We start from the raw sequence: 14,896 nt of genomic DNA on the forward strand, positions 1-14,896 counted from the left end.
TTCAGGGAGGAATATCCATGGCGGACGCTATCAATGTTGATGAGCTCAAGTCCAAGGCTGAGGAAATCGTCAACCCCGATGAACTGAAAGCCAAGGCTGAGGAATATGCCAGCCGTGCCCAGGAGGCATTCCAGTCCATCAGCAAGGACCTGAAGCCCAGGAGCCGTTGCCAGTGTGTTGGTCAGACGCTGCTGTGGAGTGGTGCCATTGTGGCCGCTCTGGCTGGCCTGTGTGCCATTGGCCGCTGGCTGAAGAAGTAAGCCTTCAGAGCCAGTTCTGCAAAAAGATGCAATCGGAAAACCCCCAGTCCTGTGGCTGGGGGTTTTTCGTAAAAGGAAGGGAATATGCCTAGTTTTCCATCATCTTATCGTAATGTTTTTTGTGATCCATTTTTATGAAAATTTGTTCGAATATGTCTAAATATGCCTCAACATTGTTGTTACTAATATCAGTGATAATACTATCTTGAATATTGTGTGAACCATCATGTGTCCAGTTTATTAATGATTGGCATATTAGTCTGTCATCATCTTGAAATTTTTTAGGAAGGTCTTTAAGATCAATGTCTCCTACAAAATAGAAATAATTTTCTAGTATCCTTCTGCATATGTTTTGTATGCCGATAGAGTGTTCGTTAGGATTCTTTTTTGCACTGCGAATTTCATCCCAGAGTAAATCATAGGATTTCTTGACAGGGTTGCTTTCACAGCGTTTTATAGATGAAATATTTTCTTTTTTTGTTATGAGCCAGAAAGATTTGCCCTTGGTATGTTTCTGGTATGTAACTTCGTTAAAGAAATAAGCATTATGAGATAAAAGGAAAATCTGTCTTATTTTTTGTGGATTGTTTCCGGTTTTATCGTGGGGTTTTTCAATAATTTCCTTTATAAGTGCACTGATAATGAATGATGTATTAAAATCCATGCTTGAGACAGGATCATCTATTACGATGACTTTTTCTTGGTTTATATCATTTTCACTTATTCCACCATGTATTAAGAAATAAAAGTATAAAAATGATATAAATGATTTTTCACCTTCACTCAGAGTGTTGATGGCGTCATTTCCATTAGGGCGAACAATGGTATACTGGTTTGTTCTGTTAATATTTTTTATGTAAAAATTTTTAAACCCATATGTTTTTAGCAGGTTATTTATTTTTCCGATGGTTGGCTGTACGCTAACTAGAGATTTTTCTAAATTATTTATTTCCTTATTTCTTGATTCTATTTTACCGTGCATTTCTACAAGTTCATTATTTTTTTCTTCTATAAGTTTTTCATTTTTTATTTTCTCGGAGAGATGATATTTTATGTCTTTCATATTTTTATTGATGAATAATGACCATATTTTTTTGTCTAATTCACTTTCAAGAGAGTCTTTTCTTGTTACTAGTGCATTATGTTTTATTATTAGAGCGTTGATATCAGAGACATCTCTTTCAATTAAACGTAAAATTTCAGCTGTGTATTTTATCTCGTATTCATTTATTACAATGCTCGGGTTGTTCATCTTTTTTTCGAAAACATGAGAATTTTCATTGAATTTTTCTGATATTTTTGGCTTTATGTTTTTTATTCTTTCGTATTTATCTTGAATTCCCTCTACGTCCAATGAAGATTGTATTTTATTTATTATGCTGTCTATGAAGGAAATTACATATCTTTGAGCCTCCATGTATTTTGTATTTATATCTTTAATTTCCTCAAGTGATTTCTCGTATGTTGTATCAAAAAATTTTTCTAACTGAGATTTTATATTATCATTGATGGTTTGTTGACAAAAAGGGCACTTGCTTGCCCCTTCGTCGAGAAAGTTAAGTCCTTGGTGTACCCAATCGGAATTGCCCATTGCGTTGATAAATTGGGATACGATTGTATCGTTTCTTCCTACAATACTTCTCCCTAAAAGGGGGGAGTTTTCACATGTGAACAAAATTTCTTTACTGTAAACTGTTGTATCAAATCTTATTTCAGTATAAGTTTTAGTTTCTTTTGAAAAAACTATATTATAATTTTTTCTAAATTCTTCTTCATCAATATTTTCTATATTTTTATTATTATATTCTTCTATGACTTTATTGGCAAACTTCTCTTTACTTCCATTGTATCCTTTAAATGATTTTTCGTATTTATTGAAATTTTTCTTTTCATCCCACATCTTTTCATGGAATTTTTTATTATTATTCTCTAATTCACGGTATATTTCCTCTATATCGTCTTTTATGCATGTAGAATTACTTTCTAAGCAATATATTTTTTCTTTTATGGAATCTATATTATTTTTAGCATCTATATTGTTTTCTCCGATAGTAAATATTCCTGCGATCCTTTCAGAAATATTTTTGTTTATGAAGTCTGAATTATACACAAGAGTTTGTAATTTTTTATCATTTGTCCATTTTATTTTGCATGCATCATACGGGCCTATGTTTTCTATGATGCGTGATATGGTCGTTTTTCCACATCCATTATATCCAAAAAAGTAATTCACTGTTTCCAAATTATCTATCTTTATTCCTTCTTTAGGATATGTTGCTACGTCTGCGATTGTTATGTTTCTAATCATGACAAGGTTCCTTGTGCATTCAGCAGCTCGATATGGAAAAAATAGACTAGAAGATTATTCTCGCACCGCCCTGGCAAGGGAGCGGATTTTCTCCAGTGCCGTGGGGATGCTTCTGGCCGTGGCGTGGCCGTGTTCATCATAGGTGGCGGCCATCTCCTTGATGATGGCGGATGCCACGACGGCCCCGTCGCTGATGCGGGAGGCCGTGCGGGCCTGCTCCGGCGTGCTGATGCCAAAACCGGCCACGACGGGAAGGTCCGTGGCGGCCCGAAGGCGGGTCATGGCGGCTTTCAGCTGTTCTTCCGTGGCGCTGCGTGTGCCTGTGATGCCCGTGATGCTCACATGATAGACGAACCCGCTGGCCTTCCTGAGGATGGTCTTCAGCCGGTCATCCGGGGTGGTGGGGGCGGTCAGGGTGATCATGTCCAGCCCTTCCGCTCTGGCGTGGGGGGCCAGCTCCTCGGACTCCTCAGGCGGCAGGTCCACCACGATCAGCCCATCCACACCGGCGGAGCGGGCATCCTTGCAGAATCGCTCCACACCGTAACTGTCGATCGGGTTGTAATAGCCCATCAGGATGATCGGCGTATGGTCATTCTCCTTGCGGAAGTCCCGGATGAGCTCCAGCGTTCCCTTCAGGGTGGCCCCGGCCTTCAGGCCACGCCGTGCGGCTAGCTGGATGGTCGGGCCATCGGCGGAGGGGTCGGAGAAGGGCACGCCGACTTCGATGAGATCGGCCCCGGCCTCGGGCATCTGGCGCAGCAGGGCCAGGGATGTCTCCCTGTCCGGGTCGAAGGCTTCCAGATAGGGCAGCAGGGCACCACGGCCCTCTTTTTTCAGGCGGTCGAAACAGGTCTTGATGCGGCTCATGGTGGCTCTCCTTACAGTTTCACGCCCAGATGGGCCGCAACGGTGGGTACGTCCTTGTCACCCCGGCCGGACAGGTTGACGATGATGGTCTGGTCTCTGGTCATGGTCGGGGCCATGACGATGGCATGGGCCACGGCATGGGCACTTTCCAGCGCCGGGATGATGCCCTCCAGCTTCGTGAGGGTTTGGAAGGCGTCGAGGGCCTGATCGTCCGTGGCGCTGACGTAGTTCACCCGGCCAATATCCTTGAGCCATGAATGTTCCGGCCCGATGCCGGGATAGTCCAGCCCCGCACTGATGGAGTGGGCCTCCGTGATCTGCCCGTGTTCGTCCTGTAGCAGGTAGGTGCGGTTGCCATGCAGGACGCCGGGCCTGCCACGGGCGATGGACGCTGCCGTCTTGCCGCTGTCCAGCCCCAGCCCGGCGGCCTCCACGCCGTAAAGCGGGACATCGGCATCATCGAGGAAGGGGTGAAAAATCCCCATGGCGTTGGACCCGCCCCCGATGGCGGCGATGACGGCATCCGGCAGGCGGCCTGTCTGTTCCTGTATCTGCTCACGGGCTTCCGTCCCGATGACGGACTGGAAGTCCCGCACCATGGCCGGGTAAGGATGTGGCCCTGCCACCGTGCCGACAAGGAAGTAGGTGTTCTCCACATTGGCCACCCAGTCCCGCATGGCCTCGTTCATGGCATCCTTCAGCGTGCCGGCTCCCGCCGTGACGGGATGGACCTTGGCTCCCAGCAGGTGCATGCGGAAGACATTGGGCTTCTGCCGCTCCACATCGGTGGCCCCCATGTAGATTTCGCAGTCCAGCCCGAAGAGGGCACAGACGGTGGCCGTGGCCACGCCGTGCTGTCCGGCCCCGGTCTCGGCCACGATGCGGGTCTTGCCCATGCGGCGGGCCAGAAGAATCTGGCCCATCACGTTGTTCAGCTTGTGGGAGCCCGTGTGGTTCAGCTCTTCCCGCTTGAGGTAGATCTGCGCTCCGCCGAGCGTCTCGCTCAGCCGTCTGGCGTGCCAGAGCGGGCTGGGACGGCCCACATAGTGGCGGAGGTAATAATCCAGCTCTTCCTGAAACTGCGGGTCAGTCTTGGCGTGGTTGTAGGCTTTTTCCAGTTCCAGCATCAGGGGCATGAGGGTTTCGGCCACGAAACGCCCGCCGTGGATTCCGAAATGCCCCCGTTCATCCGGTCCGGTGCGAAGGGAATTGAGCTGGCTGGTGATGGGTTTGTCTACTGGCATGATGTGTGTCTTTACGTCTTGAATGAAGGATCAGTCGATGGATGGGGAGGCGGCCTCCAGCCCCAAGGCCTGCCGGATGAGCGTTTCCTGCTCGGCCTGGTGGATGCCGGGCAGCCCGGTGGCGGGTGAGGCGGAGGCCTTGCGCCCGGCATAATGCGGGCGGGTGCAGGCATGGCCGATCTCCCGCAGGCAGGCTTCGATGCGCCGGTCCACGAACTGCCAGGCCCCGCCATTTTCCGGCTCTTCCTGACACCAGATGACGTCTTCTGCCTGGGGGTGATGGCCCAGCTCTTCGGCCAGGGCATGATGGGGGAAAGGATAGAGCTGCTCCAGCCGGATGATGGCGCAGTGTTTCAGTCCGGCGTCTTCCCTTTGCTGGAGGAGGTCGTAATAGACCTTGCCACTGCACAGGATGACCCGCCGTGCGCCACCGGCGCAGGTGGCATCGGCAATGACGGGCGCAAAGCGTGTCTGCGGTCCCATCTCGCTGAGCAGGGAGACGGCCTGCTTGTGCCGCAGGAGCGACTTGGGGCTGAACACGACCAGCGGCTTGCGGCAGCGGCGGGCGATCTGCCGCCGGAGCAGATGGAAGAAGCTCGCCGGGCTGGAGGGCATGCAGACCCGCATGTTGTTCTCGGCACAGAGCTGGAGGAAGCGCTCCGGCCGGGCGGAGGAATGTTCCGGCCCGGCTCCCTCATAGCCGTGGGGCAGGAGCAGGGTCAGGCCGGATGTCCGCAGCCATTTCGTTTCTCCGGCTGCAAGGAACTGGTCGATGATGATCTGCGCCCCGTTGGCGAAGTCGCCAAACTGGCCTTCCCACAGCACCAGCGCATCCGGGTTGCCCAGAGAATAGCCATACTCGAACCCCATCACGCCATATTCGGAGAGGGGAGAGTTCCACACGTTCACGGGGGCCTGCCGGGGGGCGATATGGGCCAGCGGCGTGTAGTGATGGCCCGTATGCTGGTCCGTCAGCACGGCATGGCGCTGGCTGAAGGTTCCCCGGCCGCAATCCTGCCCGGAGAGGCGTATGGCGTGGCCATCAAGGGCCAGCGTGCCAAAGGCAAGGGCCTCTGCCGTGGCCCAGTCCACCGGGCCGCCCTCGGCCAGCGTGGCCTGCTTCGCCCGAAGCTGCCGGGCCAGACGGGGATGGACGGTGAAATCCGCCGGAATGGCTGTCATCGCTTCCCCAACCTGCTGGAGCCGGGGTAGGGGCACGCCCGTCATGGGCTGGATGCGTTCGGGCGTGTCCAGCAGGCGGGTGGGGTCCTGCGGGCTGTAATCCAGCCAGTCGGTCGGGTTCGGCTGGTAGGTGTCGGCATCCTCGAAGGCCTGATGGAGCTGGGCCTGCACATCATCCCACAGGGCCTCCACCTCGGCAGGGTGGATGTCCGTCTCGGCCAGAACCTTCCCGGCATAGAGGCGGCGGAGTGTCGGGTGCTGGCTGATGGTCTGCACCATCGCAGGCTGCGTGAAGGCGGGGTCGTCCGTCTCGTTATGGCCGTGGCGGCGGTAGCTGATGATGTCCACCACGATGTCGCTGGCAAAGGTCTTCCGCCATTCATGGGCAAGGGCGGCACAGCGGGCCACGGCCTCGGGGTTGTCGCCATTCACGTGCAGGATGGGGGCCTGCACGGTCTTGGCGATGTCGGTGTTCCAGATGCCGGAATGGGCCGAGTCCGGGCTGGTGGTGAAGCCCACCTGATTGTTGATGATGAGATGCACCGTGCCGCCGGTACGGTATCCTTCCAGCCGGGACAGCTGGAGTGTTTCATACACCACGCCCTGCCCGGCGAAGGCGGCGTCCCCGTGGACGAGAATTCCCAGATGCTTCTGGCGGTCCTCATCCCTGTCCCTGTCCTGGTCGGCCCGGACACGGCCCAGCACGACCGGGTCCACCGCCTCCAGATGGGACGGGTTGGGGAGGAGGGAGATGCGGATCTCGTGGCGGCCCTGCCGGATGGTGGTCGTGGTGCCCAGATGGTACTTCACGTCCCCGGAGACCCGGATGCCTTCCGGGTAGAAGGCCTTGCCTGCGAATTCGCTGAAGATGGCGGCATAAGGCTTGCGCAGGATGTTGGCCATGACATTCAGCCGCCCCCGATGGGGCATGCCGAGCGAGATGGAGCGCACGCCGTCCCGTGCCGCCTCATTCAGCAGGGCCTGAAGGGCGACGATGAGGCTTTCTCCGCCTTCAAGGCCGAAACGGCGCATCCCGGTGAAACGCTGCTGGCAGAAGGTCTCGAAGCCTTCGGCACGGGTGAGCAGGCTCAGGATGCGCTCCTGCGAGAGGGGCAGGGCGGTGGCCGGTTTTTCTTCCAGATGGTCGATCCACCACTGCCGCTGCTGGCTGTCCTGAAGATGCATGAACTCCGCCCCGATCGGCCCGCAATAGGTCCGTTTCAGGCGGGCCAGCAGGGTGGGGTCGGTCTGGCTGTCGGGGGTGAGGGCATCGATCTGGCGGGCAGGGCGCAGGCCCAGCGGGTCCAGCTCTGCCTGGAGATGCCCGCAGAGGCGGAAGGCCTCCTTCAGCCGTTCATCCCGCAGGCTGACGTCCGGGACCGTGGCGTGCGGGCCTGTCTCATGTCTGGCAGGGTCGCCCATGGTGGCGAACAGCGTGTCATAGTCGGAAGGGACGGAGGCCGGGTCCTCCAGCCACTGGGTGTACAGCTCACCGAGATAGGCGATGTTTTCGCCATTGATCGCATTCTGGTGGTTCGGTGAGCCCGTCATGATGGCATCTTCCCTTCTTGCCTCGCTGGGAGGGTATTTTTAACCGATCGTGCCGGGAAGGCAAAATCTTCCCTCACCTTGTCGTCAGAGGGGCCGGGACGGCTTGCCTGCCCTGCCGGAGGACGGTAGCGTGACTGTCACCATGAGTACGATTTCTATCAATTACGAGGCTGTCAGGCGGGCCGTGGTCAGCCGGGTGCCATGTCCGCACATTGTGGTGCCGGATTTCCTTGCGGGGCCGTCGCTGGCCCGGGCCGTGTCCCTGCTGCCGGAGATACGGGCGGGCGGGTCTTTCCCCATCGGGGCGCTGGAGCTCCATCCCGAGCTCAAGGCCATGATGGAAGACTTTGCCGGGCCCCGGCTGAAAGAGATCGTCTCTGAGAAATTCGGGCTGGATGTCCGTTCTGCGCCCAGCATGGTGACCATGCGGGGCCAGACACGGGCCAAGGATGGCCGCATACACAGGGACAGTGCCTCCAAGCGTGTGACCATCCTGCTCTATCTCAATGACCCGGAAAAGGATTGGGATCACAAGGGGGGGTGCCTGCGTTTTCTCAACGGGCCTGACGATGTGGAGGATTATGCCAGCGAGATTCCGCCTGTTGGTGGCACGCTGGTCATTTTCCCCAATGGGCCGGACACATGGCACGGCCACCGCCCCTATGTGGGGGCACGCCACACGGTCCAGCTCAATTACATGGCGCAGGATGGCCGTGCCCGGTATGAGCTGGTGCGCCATCATGTGTCCGCCTTCTGCAAGCGGTTGCCTTTTTTCGGGTAGAGACAGCTCTTATAATGAGGCCCGGATGGGTTTCTGAATGAAACGGGGCGGGGTTGGGCCCTGCCTGAGGGAGAATGAGAGAATGGGTTACAGGGTTGCCGTCGTTGGAGCGACAGGGGCTGTTGGGCGTGAGATTCTGAAGACACTGGCGGAGCGTCAGTTCCCGGTGGATGACATCGTGGCACTGGCCTCCGCCCGGTCTGCCGGGCGTGAGGTGTCCTTTGGTGAGAAGAAGGTCCTGAAGGTCCAGAATCTGGAGACGTTCGATTTCACGGGCTGGGATATCGCCCTGTTTTCTCCCGGTGGGGCGGTATCTGCAAAGTATGCCCCCAAGGCTGCGGCAGCGAAATGTCTGGTCGTGGACAACACGTCCCATTTCCGCATGGAGCCGGGCGTGCCGCTCGTGGTGCCGGAGGTCAATGCAGCTGCCCTGAAGAAGGCCCGCAAGGGCATCATCGCCAACCCCAACTGCTCCACCGCCCAGATGATGGTGGCCCTGAAGCCGCTGCATGACCTGTTCCGCATCAGGCGTGTGGTGGTGTCCACCTATCAGGCCGTGTCGGGAGCCGGGAAGTCTGGCATGGATGAGCTGTTCAGCCAGACGAAGGGCAGCTTCGTGAATGACGCACCGACCATTGCCCAGTTCACCAAGCAGATCGCCTTCAACCTGATCCCGCATATCGACCGCTTCATGGAGGATGGTTCCACCAAGGAAGAATGGAAGATGGCGGTCGAGACCCGCAAGATTCTGGACCCAGACATCAAGGTTCTGGCCACCTGCGTGCGTGTGCCGGTCTTCATCGGTCATTCCGAGGCCATCAGCATCGAGTGTGAGAAGCCGGTCGATCTGGAGAAGGCCCGTGCCGCCCTGCGGAAGGCTCCGGGCGTCGTGCTGCGGGACGAGCGGGAAGATGGCGGTTACGTCACTCCGATCGAATGTGTGGGTGAGGATGACACCTATGTGTCCCGCCTGCGCATTGACCCGACCGTGGAGAATGGTCTGGCCTTCTGGTGCGTGTCGGACAATCTCCGCAAGGGAGCAGCCCTCAATGCCGTGCAGATTGCCGAAAGCCTGCATGAGCAGCATCTGATCGGCAAGAACTCGCCGCTCTGGCAGCCGGTTGCCCGCCCGGAAGAGCCGGCGTAAAAGGCGTTACTTTCTGGAAAAGGTTCTGCCTTTCTGGTGGAACCTTTTCATAAGTTATGCCTGTAAAAGAGTGTAAGTGAAATCCTCTTCCCAAAAGGTGGTGCTGTCTCCATAGTGGATGAGCTATGTCTTATTTCACTTACACGCCTCCTCGCACGCCTGTTCCCTCCGGGGGGCGGGTTGGTGTTCTTCTCGTCAATCTCGGCACGCCGGATGATACGGGGTATTTCTCCGTCCGCCGCTATCTGAGGGAGTTTCTTTCAGACAGGCGGGTGATTGAGGCCCATCCCCTCATCTGGCAGCCGATCCTCAACACGCTGGTGCTGGCCCGTCGGCCCTCGGCCAGTGGGGCCAACTATGCCCGCATCTGGGACAGGGAGGAGAATGCCTCCCCTCTGCGTGTCTTCACCCGCAAGCAGGCGGAAGGGCTGGCCGAGCGTCTGGCCCCGGATGGAATCCCGGTGGCCTGGGGGATGCGCTATGGCCAGCCCTCTGTGAAGCAGGCCGTGGCAGAGCTGATGGACCAGGGTTGTGACCGTATCGTCAGCATTCCTCTCTATCCGCAATATTCCGCCACGACGACCGCAACGGCCAATGACCAGCTGTTCCGTGCCCTGATGCGCCTGCGGCGTCAGCCTTCCGTGCTGACGGTTCCTTCCTTCCCGGATCATCCACAGTTCATTGAGGCCCTGGTGGCTTCCGTGCGCCGGGTTTATGAGGGACTGTCTTTCACGCCGCAGCGTCTGGTGGCCTCCTATCATGGCCTGCCGAAAGAGTTCGTGGAGAAGGGCGACTCCTACCGGGATGAATGTGTCCGCACGACGAAAGCTCTGGCGGCGGCTCTGGGTCTGAGCGAGGAGGAGGTTCCGCTGACCTTCCAGTCACGCTTCGGCCCCATGGAATGGTTGCAGCCTTATACGGCCCCTTACATCTCGGCCCTGCCGAAACAGGGGATCACGAAGATTGCCGTCATCATGCCCGGTTTCATGGCGGACTGCATCGAAACGCTGGATGAAATTGGTCGTGAGGTGCGTGAGGAATTCATGGAAGCAGGTGGTGAGGAATTTGCTTTCATTCCCTGCCTGAATGATGCGCCAGAGGCTGTCACGTTGCTGGAGACCCTCTCCCGGCAGGCCATGAAAGGGTTCCAGTTCTGACTGGGTGAAGGAACATTCCGTTCAGGCATGAAAAAACCCGGCCATTTCTGGCCGGGTTTTTCTGTTCACACAGGAACGGTCAGGCATCAGTGAGCCGCAGGCTGTGCGTCACTTTCCGGATGTTCGGCATCGTACCACTGGGCCTTCTGGTTTGTCGCAGCAGCAGAATGGTTGTTCTGCCACCAGCCGGAACCATTCTGCTTGCTGTCGACAGGATGTTCCTTCTCCCACAGGGCAGCTTTCTCGGCGATGCTCTTGCGGTATTTGTGGCGCTGATACATGCCGACGGCGCAGCCGCCTACAGCACCGATTACGCCATGCTTATGGGCAACATGGCCAGCTACGGCCCCGGCGGCACCATATTTCAGGCAACCACCCGGCTCGGCCATGGCTGGAGCAGCAGAACCGGCCAGCACGGCAGCAGCGATGAGAGAGTAAATCTTGCGGGTCATGATCCGATCCTTGCAGAAAAATGAGACTGGCCTGTTGGTCATGGATGAGTGGCGTCCGGTTTCGGCCATCATGATGAAAGGCACGCCCTCTTATTGCTCATAATGGAGAGAGCGTCCATTGCCCCTTCATGATATGGGGAGAGGGACAGGGCTGGAAAGGATGCTAAAGGTTAATCTTTACTTTAATGATACGATCACACTATGGGGAGCGCCAACATGACAAAGGGACCACGCCGGGAAAGACAACCTGCCTGGCCAACGAAAGAAAATGGAATTGTCAGGGGATGAAATGGTCGGAGTGAGAGGATTCGAACCTCCGGCCCCTGCGTCCCGAACACAGTGCTCTACCAGGCTGAGCTACACTCCGACTTTGTGGGGCTATTCCTACCCTTCATCAGGGAAAGGCGCAAGGGGCAAACGGACTGTTTTTATAGAAAAATGAAGCCTTCTTTACAGAAATGGGCATGACACGCAAAAAAACCCGCCTTCCAGAAGGAAGAGCGGGTTTTTTGCAAAGAACCGGGCAAAGGGGCGTGTCTGCCTCGCCTGCCGGGTGCCTCAGAGGGCTTTTTCCAGAGCGGGGAGAAGCTCGAAGAGATCCCCGATCATGCCATAATCGGCCACTTTGAAGATCGGTGCTTCAGGGTCGATGTTGATGGCAACGATCACACGGCTGTCCTTCATCCCGGCGAGATGCTGGATGGCCCCAGAGAGGCCGGTGGCGATATAGAGTTCGGGAGCCACGACCTTGCCGGTCTGTCCGACCTGCATCTCATTGGGCGCAAAGCCGGAATCAACAGCCGCACGGGAGGCCCCGATGGCAGCGCCCAGCTTGTCGGCCACTGGTTCCAGCAGGGTATGGAAGTTGCTGGCATCCTTGAGGCCCTTGCCGCCAGAGATGACCACACGGGCCACTTCCAGCTCCGGCCGGTCAGACTGGCTCTGCTCCAGTTTTACGAAGCCGCTTTTGCCGTCATCTGCCGGAGCGTCCAGCACGTCGATGGGGGCACTGCCACCTTCTTCTTCCACGGGGTCGAAGCTGGAGGAGCGGACAGTCATGATTTTGATGCTGTCGCTGGACTGCACGGTAGCCAGTGCATTGCCCGCATAGATGGGCCGCACAAAGGTGGCATCATCCTTGATGGCCACGACGTCGGAGATCGGCTGGGCGTCCAGCAGACCAGCGAGGCGGGGCAGGATGTTTTTGCCAGTGGAGGACGCTGCGGAGAGGATATGGCTGTAAGACTCTGCCAGGCTGGCCAGCAGGGCAGCCGCAGGTTCGGCCAGAGCATGGTCCAGTGCGGGGACATGCAGGACCTTGCGGATGCCCGGCAGTTTGCTGGCGGCCTCTGTTCCTGCCTTGCCCAGAAGCAGGGCATCGACATCGCCAAAGCGGGAGGCAGCGGCAATGGCGGAGCGGGAGCCCTGACGGATCCTGCCGTTTTCGGCTTCAATCAGAACAAGTGCGGTCATCAGATCACCTTCGCTTCCGTCTTGAGCTTTTCGACCAGCTCTTCCACCGTTTCCACAATGACACCGGCCTTGCGTTCCGGCGGCTCCGCCACGCTGACGATCTCCAGGTGCGGCGTCAGATCCACGCCGAGGGAACCGGCCTCGATCGTTTCCAGCGGTTTCTTGCGGGCCTTCATGATGTTGGGCAGGGAAGCATAGCGTGGCTCGTTGAGGCGCAGGTCCGCCGTGATGACGGCTGGCAGGCTCAGGGAGACGGTTTCCGTTCCGCCATCGACCTCACGGGCGACCTCGACCCTGCCATCGGCAATTTCCACCTTGCTGGCGAAGGTCCCCTGCGGCCAGCCCAGACGGGCGGCCAGCATCTGGCCTGTGGCGTTCATGTCGTCATCAATGGCCTGTTTGCCCATGGAGACAAGACCCGGCTGTTCTTTCTCCACAACGGCCTTGAGAAGGCTGGAGACGGCACGGGGTTCGACTTCGGCATCGGTCTGGATGAGGATGGCCCTGTCGGCACCCATGGCCATGGCCGTGCGCAGAACATCCTGAGCGACCTGTGCCCCGATGGTAACAGCAACCACCTCGTCAGCCTGGCCTTTCTCACGAAGGCGGAGGGCCTCCTCCAGTGCAATTTCGTCGAACGGATTCATGGACATTTTCACGCCCTGCGTTTCGACACCACTACCATCAGCCGCGACACGCGGCTTGATGTTGTAATCAACAACCCTTTTGACGGGGACAAGAACCTTCATGGTCATCCTTTGTTGCTGTCGCGGCTCAAAGTGAAACTGTCTTCAGATTATCCCCTTTTGTCTCAAAAGTCACATCCCGGAAGGATAGTTGGGCCCGCTGCTGCCCTCTGGCGTGCACCAGGTGATGTTCTGGTCCGGGTCTTTGATGTCGCAGCTCTTGCAGTGCACACAGTTCTGGGCATTGATGACCAGCTCGTCCGTTTCGCTGGTCTCATAGACACCAGCCGGGCAGTAGCGGCTCTCCGGTGCGGCGAAGCGGGTCAGGTTGACCTCTTTCCATGTGGCCATGTCCTGCACTTTCAGGTGTACGGGCTGGTCCTCATCATGGCTCAGATTGCTGAGGAAGACGGACTCGGCCCGGTTGAAGGTCAGTGTCCCGTCCGCCTTGGGGTAGCTGATTTTTGGGGCCTTTTCTGCCGGGATCATCGTCTCGTTGTCGGCATGGCGATGGCGCAGCGTCCACGGGGCCTGCCCGCGGAAGATCATGCTGTCGATTCCGCTATAGAGGGCCCCGCCCAGCATCCCCCAGTGCGAGAAGGCCGGACGGATGTTGCGGGCGGCGTGCAGTTCCTTCCACAGCCACGAGCTTTTGAGGCGGTCCATGTAGGAAGACGCTTCGGCCTGCTCATTCTGGATGGCGTCCATCACCGCCTCGGCAGCGATGATGCCGGATTTCATGGAGGTATGGATGCCCTTGATCTTGGGCATGTTGAGGAAGCCGGCACAATCGCCTGTCAGCACCCCTCCGGGGAAGACCGGATGGGGCAGGGACTGCACGCCTCCCTCAGAGATGGCCCGTGCCCCGTAGATGATGCGCCGGCCACCCTCGAAATGCTCCCGGAAGGCCGGGTGCTGCTTGGTGCGCTGCATTTCCTCGAACGGTGACAGCCACGGGTTGCGGTAATCCAGGGCCGTGATGAAGCCGTAGGAGACGAGATTTTTCCCGAAATGGTAGAGGAAGGCCCCGCCGTAGGTGTGTGTGTCCAGCGGCCAGCCGAAGCTGTGCTGCACGAAGCCGGGGCGGTGTTTTTCTGCCGGAATTTCCCAGACTTCCTTGATGCCAAGGCCGAAGGTCTGCGGGTCGGCCCCCTTGCGGAGGTCGAAGGTGTTCATGGCCTTCTTGCTCAGGGAGCCACGGGCACCTTCGGCCAGAATGGTCTGGCTGGCCCGCAGGATCATGCCCGGCATGTAGTCCGGTTTTTCTTCTCCCTTCCGGTTCACGCCCATGTCCCCGGTGATGATACCGCAGACCCTGCCATTCTCGATGAAGAGGTCAGCTCCGGCGAAACCGGGATAGATTTCGACTCCCAGAGCCTCGGCCTGTTCTCCCAGCCAGCGGCAGAAGGCTCCGAGAGAGATGACGTAATTTCCCCGGTTGTCCATCTGCGGCATGAGCAGATGCAGGGCCGGGACGGGGAGAGCGGCCTTTCTGGTCAGGAACAGCAGCTTTTCACTGCTGACGGGCGTATCCAGCGGGGCCCCCCGTTCTTTCCAGTCCGGGAAGAGTTCGGCCAGCGTTGTGGGCTCCAGTACGGCACCAGAGACGATATGGGCGCCGACTTCGCTTCCTTTTTCCAGCAGACAGACGGAGAGGTCCGGATTTTCCTGTTTCAGCCGGATGGCCGCCGTCAGTCCGGCAGGCCCCCCACCCACGATGACAACATCAAAAGCCATTTCTTCCCGTTCAATGGCGGTGTTATCGCTCTGTGGCTGCGTCATGGC

At 56.8% G+C, this 14,896-nt stretch carries 12 protein-coding genes and 1 tRNA gene; 4 read left to right on the top strand and 9 right to left on the bottom strand.

Annotated features, from left to right (window positions below; translation table 11 throughout):
- Window positions 1-17: 17 nt before the first annotated feature.
- Window positions 18-260 carry a hypothetical protein gene (locus DTQ13_RS05565; protein WP_086431711.1) on the top strand — a complete coding sequence of 81 codons (243 nt, stop codon included), beginning with the start codon at window positions 18-20 and terminating at the stop codon, window positions 258-260.
- Between the two features lie 88 nt (window positions 261-348).
- On the opposite strand, the gene DTQ13_RS05570 is transcribed toward DTQ13_RS05565, so the two are convergent.
- The 4 genes from DTQ13_RS05570 to DTQ13_RS05585 are packed head-to-tail and all read right to left on the bottom strand — an operon-like array spanning window position 349 to window position 7,415.
- A complete protein-coding gene (locus DTQ13_RS05570; protein ID WP_248460294.1) occupies window positions 349-2,568 on the bottom strand; it encodes an AAA family ATPase in 2,220 nt (739 codons plus the stop codon).
- A 54-nt stretch (window positions 2,569-2,622) separates the two neighbouring features.
- A complete protein-coding gene (trpA, locus tag DTQ13_RS05575) occupies window positions 2,623-3,438 on the bottom strand; it encodes a tryptophan synthase subunit alpha (RefSeq protein ID WP_248460295.1) in 816 nt (271 codons plus the stop codon).
- 11 nt (window positions 3,439-3,449) lie between these two features.
- Window positions 3,450-4,682: a tryptophan synthase subunit beta gene (gene trpB / locus DTQ13_RS05580; RefSeq protein ID WP_043558701.1), complete on the bottom strand. Its 1,233-nt coding sequence runs from the start codon at window positions 4,680-4,682 to the stop codon at window positions 3,450-3,452.
- A gap of 30 nt (window positions 4,683-4,712) precedes the next feature.
- Window positions 4,713-7,415, bottom strand: a complete 2,703-nt coding sequence (locus tag DTQ13_RS05585) for a 2-oxoglutarate dehydrogenase E1 component (RefSeq protein WP_248460296.1) — start codon at window positions 7,413-7,415, stop codon at window positions 4,713-4,715.
- 142 nt (window positions 7,416-7,557) lie between these two features.
- Between DTQ13_RS05585 and DTQ13_RS05590 the strand changes: the two genes are divergently transcribed.
- From DTQ13_RS05590 to hemH, 3 genes are all read left to right on the top strand, one after another.
- Complete coding sequence (locus DTQ13_RS05590; RefSeq protein ID WP_248460297.1) at window positions 7,558-8,196, top strand: 2OG-Fe(II) oxygenase; 639 nt, start codon at window positions 7,558-7,560, stop codon at window positions 8,194-8,196.
- A gap of 82 nt (window positions 8,197-8,278) precedes the next feature.
- Window positions 8,279-9,343: an aspartate-semialdehyde dehydrogenase gene (locus DTQ13_RS05595; RefSeq protein ID WP_103765759.1), complete on the top strand. Its 1,065-nt coding sequence runs from the start codon at window positions 8,279-8,281 to the stop codon at window positions 9,341-9,343.
- A gap of 125 nt (window positions 9,344-9,468) precedes the next feature.
- The gene (gene hemH, locus DTQ13_RS05600; RefSeq protein ID WP_043558690.1) at window positions 9,469-10,500 is read left to right on the top strand and encodes a ferrochelatase; all 1,032 of its coding nucleotides are present in this window, start codon (window positions 9,469-9,471) and stop codon (window positions 10,498-10,500) included.
- 86 nt (window positions 10,501-10,586) lie between these two features.
- Here hemH and DTQ13_RS05605 read toward each other — a convergent pair whose 3' ends face one another.
- The 5 genes from DTQ13_RS05605 to DTQ13_RS05625 form a co-directional block, all read right to left on the bottom strand.
- A complete protein-coding gene (locus DTQ13_RS05605; RefSeq protein ID WP_081563347.1) occupies window positions 10,587-10,952 on the bottom strand; it encodes a hypothetical protein in 366 nt (121 codons plus the stop codon).
- A 290-nt stretch (window positions 10,953-11,242) separates the two neighbouring features.
- A tRNA-Pro gene (locus DTQ13_RS05610) sits at window positions 11,243-11,319 on the bottom strand.
- Window positions 11,320-11,510: 191 nt separating this feature from the next.
- The gene (locus DTQ13_RS05615) at window positions 11,511-12,425 is read right to left on the bottom strand and encodes an electron transfer flavoprotein subunit alpha/FixB family protein (RefSeq protein ID WP_248460298.1); all 915 of its coding nucleotides are present in this window, start codon (window positions 12,423-12,425) and stop codon (window positions 11,511-11,513) included.
- Window positions 12,425-13,174 carry an electron transfer flavoprotein subunit beta/FixA family protein gene (locus DTQ13_RS05620; RefSeq protein ID WP_248460299.1) on the bottom strand — a complete coding sequence of 250 codons (750 nt, stop codon included), beginning with the start codon at window positions 13,172-13,174 and terminating at the stop codon, window positions 12,425-12,427. Before DTQ13_RS05620 ends, DTQ13_RS05615 begins: the two co-directional genes overlap by 1 nt.
- A gap of 69 nt (window positions 13,175-13,243) precedes the next feature.
- Window positions 13,244-14,893, bottom strand: a complete 1,650-nt coding sequence (locus tag DTQ13_RS05625; protein ID WP_227449753.1) for an electron transfer flavoprotein-ubiquinone oxidoreductase — start codon at window positions 14,891-14,893, stop codon at window positions 13,244-13,246.
- Between the last annotated feature and the right edge of the window lie 3 nt (window positions 14,894-14,896).

Origin of the sequence: Parasaccharibacter sp. TMW 2.1888 (assembly GCF_023167265.1) — a bacterium.
Taxonomy (GTDB): Bacteria; Pseudomonadota; Alphaproteobacteria; order Acetobacterales; family Acetobacteraceae; genus Bombella; species Bombella apis.